The sequence below is a fragment of the uncultured Fibrobacter sp. genome (assembly GCF_947305105.1).
Taxonomy (GTDB): Bacteria; Fibrobacterota; Fibrobacteria; order Fibrobacterales; family Fibrobacteraceae; genus Fibrobacter.
Genome location: NZ_CAMZCS010000032.1, coordinates 25,277 through 36,198, shown reverse-complemented (window position 1 = coordinate 36,198; position 10,922 = coordinate 25,277). Strand labels below are relative to the sequence as shown.

Here is a 10,922-nt window from a genome sequence, read left to right as displayed (position 1 = left end):
TCCAGGGTGGCGTTCAGGAACCGCGCAAGTTCGTTCCGGAAGGCATCGAAGGCCGAGTTCCTTACAAGGGACCGCTCCGCGATACCGTTTACCAGCTGATTGGCGGTATCCATTCTGCCATGGGTTATGCCGGTGCTGCTAACCTCGAAGAACTCTACAAGAAGGCGACGTTTGTCCGCATCACGGGCGCAGGCCTCCGCGAATCGCACCCGCACGACGTGACGATTACGAAGGAAGCCCCGAATTACCGCACGGGCGAATAAGGCGGGGAATAATTCCGGCTTTTTTGCCTACTTTTAGTTCATAAACTTTAAAATTCCGCTACAGTGCATGCCTGTGGCGGATTTCTTTGTTTTTTGGGGCGTTGTTTCCCGATGTAACCAAAAAATGCCCGAAAAATGGAGCGTTTGGCCGTTTATGTTTCTATACTATATGTTGGAAATAAAAGTGAGGTAATATGAATTCTCTGAAAAAAATGGGAATGTCGCTCCTTTCTGGAGCTGTTTTGGTCTTGCTGGCTTGTTCGGACGATTCGTCTACGAGGCCGGCGCCTCTCGATCCGGATGCTTTGCTTGCTGGGTCTTCTTCGGATATGCAGACCCCCGATCCTGACAGCGGGTCCAGTTCCAGCGGTACTTCGGTGAATGTTAAAGTTGATCTGGGACTTGCCAAACGTCTTGTCAAAAGCATGGGGCCCGGTATCAACCTCGGCAACGTTTTTGAGGCGGAAAATAACGGTTTTAGTAAGTTCGACGAGACTCAGTTCAGTAGCAACTGGGGCGAGACCGTTGTCCCTGCCGACTTCCAGGCGCTGGGTGATTCCGGCTTCAGGAACATGCGCATTCCTGTGAGTTGGGAAGAGCACGTCGAAGAAAAGGAAGGCAAGTGCGTTGTGGACGAACCTTGGATGAAGCAGGTGTTCTGGGCTGTCGACCTTGCCATAAAGAACAAGATGGTGGTCATTTTGAATGCGCATCACTGGAATGCCATGTATGACTCGAATCCGGATAAGGAAACGCCCTGCTTGCTGGATGTTTACCGCCAGATGATGACGGAAGTCGTGAAGTATTCCCATGATTCCTTGATTGTGGAAACGCTCAACGAACCCCGCGGCAAGTTGACGTCGGCCAAGTGGAACGACCTCGTGGATTCCATCGTGAACATTGTGAGGACTGTTGACCCGCAGCGCGTGGTGATGGTGGGAACGCACAACTACAATAACGCCGCGGCTGCTTCGCAACTCCGGTTGCCGAAGGATGCTAGCAACTTGATTGTCACCTTCCACTATTATGAACCGTTCTCGTTTACCCACCAGGGCGCGACCTTCGTGAACCCGCAGTACCCCACGGGTAAGGAATGGAACGCTTCGTTCGGTGAAATGCGCACCATCAAGAAAGTTTTCTCTACACTCAAGGAATGGGCCGATTCGAAAGATATTCCGGTTTATCTTGGTGAATTTGGTGCATACGAAGCTGCGGACAGTGTTTCTCGCGAGAGATGGACGACCTTCATGGTGGATGTTGCCAATAAAATGGGATTTGGCTGGGCCTACTGGGAATTTTGCAGCGGTTTCGGCGTGTATGACGAAGTTTCTGGAAAGTGGAACGCTCCTCTGATGCGTGCTTTGCTCCATCCCGCAATGACGTTCGAAGATACGGAATACCCGAGCCTTGATACGCTCAACTATGTGCTTCTGGACGATTTTGACCAGAATGAAGGTGCAAATATCAACGTCACGGCTCTTTCTTCCAAGTTGACTTTGGCTGAGGGCAAACCGGTGGATAGCGCTGCCGGCCGCTGGTACGCCTACTGCGACTTTACGAGCACCGTCACTATGGCCGGTGGCGACACGCTTGTCACCTCGATTATGGTTGACGATACGTCTAACAATTACACGGCGACGAACTTCGAAAAGCTGATCACGAGCGAAGGTCACGAAGGCCGCGGTCTTTACTTCAAGCTGCACCTTTTGGGCGATTCCTATCCGTGGGCGGGCTTCGGCGCCGGCTTCTATACCAGTGAAAAGCGCGCCAACTTTGCAAACCTCAAGGCCCTGACCTTCTGGGCCAAGGGTACGGGCGAGTTCAAGGTCTCCTGGGTGACCGACTTTGCCGAAAATTGCTGCAAGCATAACAACTGGGGCACGTTCAGCACCGAAATCACGTTGACATCGGAGTGGAAACAGTACACAATCTGGTTTGACCAGTGGACTCCCAGCCCGTGGTCCGAACTGGAAAGTATCGGTGCCGAGTGGCTCGAGCATAACGACGATGTCCGCAATCTCCAGTTCAGCAACGGTTCTTCTTACGGCCAGGTCGTCGACGAGGAACTCGAAATCTGGCTGGATGACATCCGCTTCTACGGGATGAAGGATGCTGACTTTGAGAACCCGTCTATAGTTGCAACGGACCCGGCTCCTGCAACGGATTCGACGTCAGTAACAGATTCTGCTCCTGCAACAGATTCGACGTCTGCAACAACTCCTGCGCCTGCGACAGATTCGACGTCGGCTGCAAATCCGGCTCCGGTAACAGAATAGCCTAGAACAGGCTTGTTTGCTCGGGCTCGCCGCTTGCGGCGGGCCTTTCTGTATTTGTATTGTTGATTTGCTCCAGAAGCCAGGCTTCGTCGTGTACGGGGATGCCGAGCTCGTTCGCTTTGGTGAGCTTGCTTCCGGCTGCTTCGCCGGCCAAGACCCAGCTCGTCTTTTTGCTTACGGAACCCGAAACCTTGCCACCGTTCTCTTCGATAAGCTTGCGTGCTTCGTCTCGGTCCATGTTCGGGAGCGTGCCGGTGATAACGGCGGTCTGCCCCTGGAACAGCGTCTTCACGACGCCCTTGAATTCGGTGGGGAGGCCGAGGGCCACGAGTTCGTCGATTTCGTTCGTGTAGAGCGGCGTGTGGAAAAAGTCATAGACAGATTTCCCGATGCGTTCGCCCACGTCGTTTACGTTCTGCAAATCTTCGACTGTCGCGGTACGGATGGCCTCGAGCGTGCGGAAGTGCTTGGCGAGGTTTCGGGCGCTGGTGCGGCCCACGAAACGGATGCCGAGACCGTGCAACAGGTTCTCGAGGCTACGCTCCTTCGATGCGGCGATGGCGTCGTAGACGTTCTTCGCGCTCTTCTTGGCCATGCGCTCCTGCGATTCCAGGTCTTCGATGGTGAGGCGGTAAAGGTCTGGAATGCGCTTGATTTTGCCCGTGGTAATCAGGCTTGCGATGAGGGCGGGGCCGAGATTTTCGATGTTCATGGCCTCGCGGCTCACGAAATGTTCGAACAGGCATTGCACCTGCGCCGCACAGTGCATGTTTTCGCAGCGCAGGATGACTTCGCCGTCTACATGCGTCAAGGGTTCGCCGCAGACGGGGCATTTCGCCGGGGCGGTCACGGGCTGTGCACCGGCCGGGCGAAGCTCCTTTTTGACGTCGGTAATCTTCGGGATGATTTCGCCGCCCTTCTCGACGCCGACGGTGTCGCCGAAGTGGAGATCCAGTCGGGCGACTTCGTCGAAGTTGTGGAGGGTGGCGCGCTTGACGGTGGTGCCCGCGAGGCGCACGGGTGCAAGGTTCGCCACAGGCGTGACCGCACCGGTGCGCCCCACCTGGAATTCTACGGAGAGGAGCGGCGTGTAGGCGCGTTCGGCCTTGAACTTGTAGGCGATGGCCCAGCGCGGGCTCTTGCTAGTAGAGCCGAGCGCGCGCTGCATGGCAAGGTCGTTCAACTTGACGACCATGCCGTCGATTTCGAAGGGGAGGCTGTCGCGGCTTGAACCAATCTGCTCCGAAATCTTCATGATTTCGTCGACGGTGTCGGCTTTCCAGTATTCGTTTGTATGGAACCCGAGATTTTTCAGTTGTTGCAGGTTCTCTTCGTGCGTCTTGTTGTTACTCTGCGGAATGTGGTAGGCAAAGAAACGCATCGGGCGCGTCTTGCATTCGGCGACGCTCTTGAGCTTGAGCGAACCCGAGACCGTATTGCGCGGGTTCTGGAAAATTTTCTTGCCTTCCAGGATAAATTGTTCGTTCAGGCGTTCGAAGGCCTCGCGTTCCATGTAGACTTCGCCGCGCACCTCGAAAGTGCCCTGAGGGATTTCACTCGGGTCAATTTTCAGTTTCTTTGCGTCCAGGGTTTCAGGAATGTCTGCAATCGTGAGCGCATTCAAAGTAACATCGTCTCCCTGGGCTCCGTCGCCGCGGGTGGCGGCCTGCTTCAGGCGTCCGTTCTCGTACACGATAGAGAGTGAAACGCCATCGATTTTCCGCTCGCAGATCCATTTTTTTGACGACTGGGAAGTATCTCTCTCGTCTCTCGTCACTCGTCTCTCGTCTAAGCTCGCAATCCCTTCTTCTGCCGCCTTCACGAACTCCGCCATTTCCTCGGCGCTGTACACATTCGCGATGCTGAGCATGGGGACCGCATGTGCGACCTTCGCAAAGTCGTTTGTCAGGTCGCTGCCGACCTTTTGGGTGAGGCTGGCCTTGCCCGCCAGTTCGGGGTACTTTTTTTCGAGTTTTTCCAGTTCCTTTACCCCGAAATCGAAATCCTGATCGCTCATTGGCGAAACATTTTCTTCGTAGTACAGGCGGCTCGCTTCTTCTAGTTGCTTCTTTAGCTCAAAATAACGGGAATAGTCGATTTCTTTTTGGTCAATCATGCTGTAAATAATAATTTTTTCGAAAGGGATACATTTTGTCTTTTTTTTTATTACCTTTCCTTTAGGTTGGATTAATCTGGGGACTGTATGACTGAACCTTTGTTTGTGGAGTTACTTGCTTTTTGCTCGATTATCTGCGTAATTTTACTTGTAAAGGTAAAATCGGAGGCTGACTATAATGTTAGCTCTACGTTGATGGCCAGTATTGTGGGCCTTGCCGCAGTTCTTAACCTGGTTGACTGCTTCTGCTTTATCTTCTACGAATCCAGTTTTCCTGTTTTAAATCTTTTCTTGAATTCGGTGTATTTTGTCGTAGGGCTTTTGCTCACGTTTTCGTGGTACCAGTTTGCAATGGGTTCCCTGTGCAAAACTTTATGGGGGAAAAAGTGGTTGAGGGTGCTCTCGTCCATTCCGCTGCTGGTGGCCTTGGCGGCGATTGCCTGCTCCTTCTGGACGGGTTGGCTGTTTAGCCTTGACGAGAACGGTTTTTATTGCAGAGGGCCCTACTTTATATTCCATATGCTTGTGTGTGGCCTCTATTTGTTCATTCCGAGCTGCATATCGTTCGTCAGAATTTTTATGAAGAGATTTTATTCCGATCGTACCCTTAATTTGGCTTTTTCGTCCATTGTCGTTTTACCGCTTGCGGCGATGTTCTTGCAGATGCGCGTCCTTCCCGGGACTCCTTCTATTTCCATCGGGCTTACAATATGCATTTTGCTGATTTTTCTCAACATACAGTCCGAACGGATATCCGTCGATATGCTCACGGGGCTCAACAACCGCAACCATTTGAACCGGTTCCTTGATTCGAAAATTCAGCATATTCGCAAGGATAGGCAATTGTTCCTGTTCATGCTCGATGTGGATAAGTTTAGGGACATTAACGAGAATTACGGACGTTTGCAGGGGGATATTGTTCTGCAAATTGTGGCCGAATCGTTGAAAAACGTATGTGGGCGTCTAGGGCATTTTATCGCCCGTTATGGCTCCGACGAATTTGCTGTTGTCGCCGAATTGAACGATTTCTCCGATGCGCTTTATTTGCGGCGGAACATTCTCATGGTCCTGACCAAGAATAGCGAACACCTGAAATTCCCTTTGCGCCTGAGCATAGGCTATACTTTGTGGAATCGCAATGGCAATGATTCTATCCCAGACTATATTTCGAGAGCCGAAAAGCAACTTGTTGCCGACAAGCGTTCAAAATCTTTGGAGATGTCAACTCCATAAATTGATTTTGAGTATATATTAGGGGCATGGGTATTAGGAGTTTGTATCTCTCTACTTTTTTTGCGTGTTCCGTAATTGCCTTGGCGGGGTGTTCTGATGATTCCTCGACCGGTTCTGGTGGGGATCATTCAATCGCAGAATCGTCCTCTTCAGTTTCGACAGAACCTCTTTCCAATGAGGGAAGTTCAGAATCTGGAAAATCGTCACCTGTTGCTGAATCTGCTGAAACGGCGAACTCTTCATCGCTTGTGGAATCTTCGGGGCTGGGCTCGTCTTCTAGCAAGACGGTTGTAGAATCGTCTGCGGAATCAGATTCTTCTTCTCCGTCATCGTCTGGCTCTTCATCTTCGGCTCCGGCTTCGTCCGGGGCTCAATCGGGAACGTCGAGCGCCGCTCTGCCCGCGTCTTCTGCTTCAGCATCCCTTTTGAATTTTGACTTTTACGCCGGTGCAGATATCTCGACTGTGCAGGAATACGAGCGCAATAAGACCAAGTTTTACGACGTAGACGGAACGGCATCGGATGTTTTCACGGTGCTCAAGAACCACGGCTTCAACACTATCCGCCTCAAGACTTTTGTTGACCCCAAGGCAAAGTATGGCTATGCGGCATCGGGTTGCGGTCACGAAGCCGAGGCCTACGCCGACAAGGACCACATTGTCGCCTATGCGCAAAAGATCAAGGCCGCCGGCATGGCGTTCCTTCTTGATATCCATTATAGCGACAACTGGGCCGATCCGGGCAAGCAGATTATTCCCGAGCGCTGGCGCAAGGTCGGCAGCTCCGACGCGCTCGCCGATTCTGTCTATGCTTACACCCTCGATTTGATGAACGCGCTTAAGCAGGTGAACGCAGTTCCCGAGATGGTGCAGATAGGCAACGAGACGACTCCGGGAATCCTTGTCCATGTGCCGAACAACAGCACGGATTGCTGGGGCAATGGTGTGGACAAGGCATCTACCGCAATCAACGGCGACATGGGTACCGCAAGCGGCAAGGCGAACGCGGCGAAGTACTTCAAGGCGGGCATCAAGGCGGTCAAGGAAGTTTCTCCCTCGACAAAGACCGTGCTGCACATCGAACGCATCCGTCAGGCCAATACGGTCACTTGGTGGATGACGGAAATCTTCAAGAACCAGAAAGTCCCCGCCGATATAATGGGCTTCTCGGCCTATACGGCATACGGTGACGGCGCTCCAGACAACTGGAAATCGCTTTTCCAGACAGTCACCTCGAGCTACCCGGACTTGGAATTCATGGTCGTAGAATACAACGGCGGCGATAAGGAAAACCACTACAATTACGACGGCTCGCGCAAGCGTACGAACGAGATGATAAAGGGAATGGACCGCTGGATTGGCACGTTCTTCTGGGAACCGACGCTCAGTGGCGCTTGGGGCCCCGCGCTCTTTGACTGGAAAGGCAACGACCTCTATGCGAATTCAAAGGCGTTCGAGGAATTCCCTGCCAAGTAGTTTGAAAATGCGAAAGCTGTTAATTCTTATTTTGCTCGGATTCCCTTTTACGATATGCTTCGCTCAAGCGGGGAACAAGGTTTTTAATGACACTATCGTAGAAAAGAAACTCGATGGAGATTCCTTGATGAGCGAATGCAAGGTGGTGCGGAAAGTTGATGCGCTAGGGGAGTCGTATGAGGAACGGTTTTGCTCCTCTTTCAATGCGGCGGGTACCCTAATGAAAAAGGCCGTCTATATTAAAAAACAGAAATCCGAGTATGCCAAAATAAACCTTTTTGACGAAAAAGGGAATTGGATTCATTTTTCGGAAAAGACGACCAGGGCAATTTCTCAGGATAATGAGAAAAAGTTTGCCGTTGCGTACGAAAATTGCGTTATCAAAAAAGATACTTTGTATAAATGTGAAAAAGATGTAGACTTTATCTCGGCAAAGTGAATTCTACGTACTGTATTTCGTTTAAGTTCTAATTGCAGATTTCCTTGTAGACATCCTTCTTGTCTTGGATTGTCCGGGTCGTGTCTACAAGGGTTCCCGTTGCTGCAAAGCCGTCATCGGTACATTGGCCGTCAGTGTCTTTGCCTCCGAGAATAATTATTGTGAATGTCCATATTGCAATCGATTCGTCGCATGTCTTGTCGGGATCGTTTTTGGCTTCGACATCCATTTTTATTTCCATCGCTTTTTTGTTGAAAGTGATGTATGAGGTGGATGAGGAATTTGAACCGACTTGCTCGATTGTCCATACGGAATCGTCTGCGGAAAAATCGCAATCTCTTTTTTCTCCGATGAACTCGATGGGGGACCGCGTGATTTTAGCGGTGTCGATGATAAGTCCGCCGTCATCAAAGATGTCGTCATCATCGATAAATTCGTCATCTTCTTGTTCGGCGGATTCCGAACTGGAGGATTTCGCTTTGCTGTTGCTTTTTATGGACGACGAGGAATACAAAGCTTCGCCATCATCGTCTTGGGAGGGGGCTTCTACAGTTTGCGAACATGCAAAAAGGCATAGTGCCGAAATAATGGCTGCTGAAAAAAAGTCGATTCTAAACATGGTGGCCCTCCCGTTTTATGACGTTCGTTTTAAAATCTATAAAACTTTTTGCCTGTTTTGGCTAGTTTTTTACCGGCTCAGTTCCACGACGTAATCGGCCGCGTTCACGAAATCCTGCGCATGCTCGATGGCGATGACGGTATGTCCCGCTTCGGTGAGTCCGCGGATAAGGTCGAGCAAATGCTGGATGTCCTTCTGGTGGAGCCCGCGGGCGGGTTCGTCGAAAAGGAAAAGCGTGTTGGGTGCCTTGGCACGGGCAAGCGCGATGGAAAGGCGGAGCCTGGCGCGTTCGCCGCCGGAAAGATGGGCCGTCGTTTGTCCGAGTTTCAGGTAGTCAAGACCTGTATCGACCAATGGCTTTAATTTGTCTGCAAATGGCTTGAGGTTGATAAAGAGCTTGTAGGCTTCGCCGATTTCCAAATCGAGGATGTCGGCGATGGATAGCGACTTGAAGCGGACTTCGAGGATTTCGTCCTTGAAGCGCTTGCCGAGGCAGACGGGGCATTCGGTCTCTTCGTAGCCGGCGGGGTCGTAGAGTACGCCTTCGCCCTTGCAGTTCTCGCAGCGGCCGCCGGGGGCGTGCGTCGCGAACTTCGAGGCCGTGTAGCCGCGCACCTTGCTTTCGGGGAGTTTCGCGAACAAGTCGCGCAGCATCGTGTTCAGGCTGATGGCCGAGGCGACCGTGCTGCGGCGGTTCCCGTGGAAGTCGCCTGTCGAAAGGACGGAGAGCGCCTGGATGCCGAGGTCTTCGAACTCGCCCTGACTGGCGCGGGGGGCGAGGTTCTTGAACAGGAGCGTAGACTTGCCGCTGCCGCTTGCGCCCGTGATGACGCTGAACATTTGCACCGGGAATTCCGCCGACACCGGCTTCATGTCGAACATCGCGAAGTTCTTGATGTCGATGGTCGCTGCGTTCTTAGATTGCTTCAGGGCTACGCCCTTCGCAATGACAAACCCACCTCTCTCGTCATTCCTCTCGTCTTTCCTTCCGTCTCTCGTCTTTCGTCTCTCGTCTAAAATCCTAATCCACGCACCCGTCGGTGACTGCGGATTCTCCAGCACTTCCGTTGCTGTTCCCTGGAACAAGATCTCGCCGCCTTTTTCTCCGGCTCCCGGTCCCATTTCAATAATCCAGTCAGCTCGCTTGATGATGCCCGGGTTGTGCTCGATGAGCACGAGCGTGTTCCCTCGGGACTGGACCTTCTTGAGGACTTTCCAGAGCGCTTCCACGTCGCATTGGTGGAGTCCGCTGGCGGGTTCGTCGAGGACGATGAGCAAGTTGTTCAGATGCCCGGTACTGAGGCTCGAAAGGCGTAAACGCTGGATTTCGCCGCCCGAAAGCGTGGTCGCGCTGCGACCGCCGGTCAGGTAGCCGATGCCGAGTTCGTTGATGGCCTCGATACGGTCGAGGAGCGCGTTGAAGGCGGGCTTCTGGTTCGCGTTCAGGCGGCTGTCGAACAGCTGGTGCAGTTTCGGCCCGAGCTTGGCGAATGGCGTTTCGAGCAAGTCCTTCCAGGTGGAGTTGTCGATGACCGATTGGAGCAGGTTTGGCCTGAGTCGGAGTCCCTTGCAGTCGGGACAGTCCTCGGTGGTGTCGTCTTTTTCGATGATTCCCGTGCCGCCGCAGGTGGGGCAGGCGCTCGTGCGCGAGTAGGGGGACAGGTCTTCCGACTGGAGCGGCCGGGACTGTTGTGCTCCGTGGTCGGGGCAGCGCGGGGCCGTGCTGTAGAGCTTTCGGCTACCGTTGATGTCGAGGACTAGCTCGCCGTGGGTGAGTTTCAGGACTCCGTCTACGGCTTCGGCAATGCGGGTGCGCGTGTTCTCGCGGACAATTACGCGGTCCACGACGATGAAGAAATCTTCGGGAACGATTCCCTTTTCGTTTTCGGTGAGGTCGGCCAGTGAATAACTGACGCCGTCGGCCATGGCGCGGGTGAAACCCTGCGCCAAGAATACAGCAGCCAGCTTGTCGAGGCTGGTGCGGCTGGTGGGGAGATGCGCGAAAAACTGCAGCTTGCTCCCTTGCGGCAGTCCGGCGATTTCTTTGATAATCTCTTCGCGGCTCTGGCTTTCCATCGGCTTGCCGCACACGGGGCAGGCGGGCTTTGCGAACCTTACAAATAACCCGCGCAGCGTACTGTCGCATTCCGAAAGGCTCAATGCGTAGGCTTTTGCGGGAGCTTCGCCATGGCTCGGGCCAACGGCGAGGCTAGCGGGGAGCCCATCGGCGCTGTCGATGGGGATAATCCTTCGCCCGCCTAGGAGTTCGGCGGCAAAGGGGGAGAGTGTTTCCAGATAGCGGCGCTTGGATTCGCCGTGCAGGGTGTCGAGCACGAGTGTCGACTTTCCACAGCCCGAAGGCCCGCAAACAACCGTAATCTTGCCCAGCGGGAACTGGGCGTCGACGTTTTTCAGGTTGTGCAGCCTACAACCGCGTATGGAAATGACTTTGTCCATGGTAAAAGCAATGAGGCTTGAGGTTCCAGGTTCGAGGCTCCAGC

At 53.1% G+C, this 10,922-nt stretch carries 8 protein-coding genes; 5 read left to right on the top strand and 3 right to left on the bottom strand.

The window, feature by feature from the left end:
• Positions 1-263: IMP dehydrogenase (locus Q0Y46_RS12240; RefSeq protein ID WP_297947705.1), on the top strand; the 263-nt coding region annotated here is incomplete at its 5' end.
• Between the two features lie 194 nt (positions 264-457).
• The gene (locus Q0Y46_RS12235; protein ID WP_297947703.1) at positions 458-2,539 is read left to right on the top strand and encodes a glycoside hydrolase family 5 protein; all 2,082 of its coding nucleotides are present in this window, start codon (positions 458-460) and stop codon (positions 2,537-2,539) included.
• Position 2,540: 1 nt separating this feature from the next.
• On the opposite strand, the gene ligA is transcribed toward Q0Y46_RS12235, so the two are convergent.
• Entirely contained in the window at positions 2,541-4,655 is a 2,115-nt protein-coding gene (ligA, locus tag Q0Y46_RS12230; RefSeq protein ID WP_297947701.1) for an NAD-dependent DNA ligase LigA, read from the bottom strand.
• A gap of 195 nt (positions 4,656-4,850) precedes the next feature.
• On the opposite strand from ligA, the gene Q0Y46_RS12225 reads away from it, so the two are divergent.
• The 3 genes from Q0Y46_RS12225 to Q0Y46_RS12215 all read left to right on the top strand — a co-directional run bounded on the left by Q0Y46_RS12225 (position 4,851) and on the right by Q0Y46_RS12215 (position 7,802).
• Complete coding sequence (locus tag Q0Y46_RS12225; protein WP_297947699.1) at positions 4,851-5,888, top strand: GGDEF domain-containing protein; 1,038 nt, start codon at positions 4,851-4,853, stop codon at positions 5,886-5,888.
• Between the two features lie 26 nt (positions 5,889-5,914).
• On the top strand, positions 5,915-7,363 hold the full coding sequence (locus Q0Y46_RS12220) for a glycosyl hydrolase 53 family protein (RefSeq protein WP_297947697.1): 1,449 nt from the start codon (positions 5,915-5,917) through the stop codon (positions 7,361-7,363).
• Positions 7,364-7,490: 127 nt separating this feature from the next.
• Positions 7,491-7,802 (top strand): hypothetical protein, encoded by a 312-nt coding sequence (locus Q0Y46_RS12215; RefSeq protein ID WP_297947695.1) that lies wholly within the window; start codon positions 7,491-7,493, stop codon positions 7,800-7,802.
• Between the two features lie 28 nt (positions 7,803-7,830).
• On the opposite strand, the gene Q0Y46_RS12210 is transcribed toward Q0Y46_RS12215, so the two are convergent.
• Positions 7,831-8,421 carry a hypothetical protein gene (locus Q0Y46_RS12210; RefSeq protein ID WP_297947693.1) on the bottom strand — a complete coding sequence of 197 codons (591 nt, stop codon included), beginning with the start codon at positions 8,419-8,421 and terminating at the stop codon, positions 7,831-7,833.
• Between the two features lie 69 nt (positions 8,422-8,490).
• On the bottom strand, positions 8,491-10,878 hold the full coding sequence (locus tag Q0Y46_RS12205) for an ABC transporter (RefSeq protein WP_297947691.1): 2,388 nt from the start codon (positions 10,876-10,878) through the stop codon (positions 8,491-8,493).
• Positions 10,879-10,922: the final 44 nt, after the last annotated feature.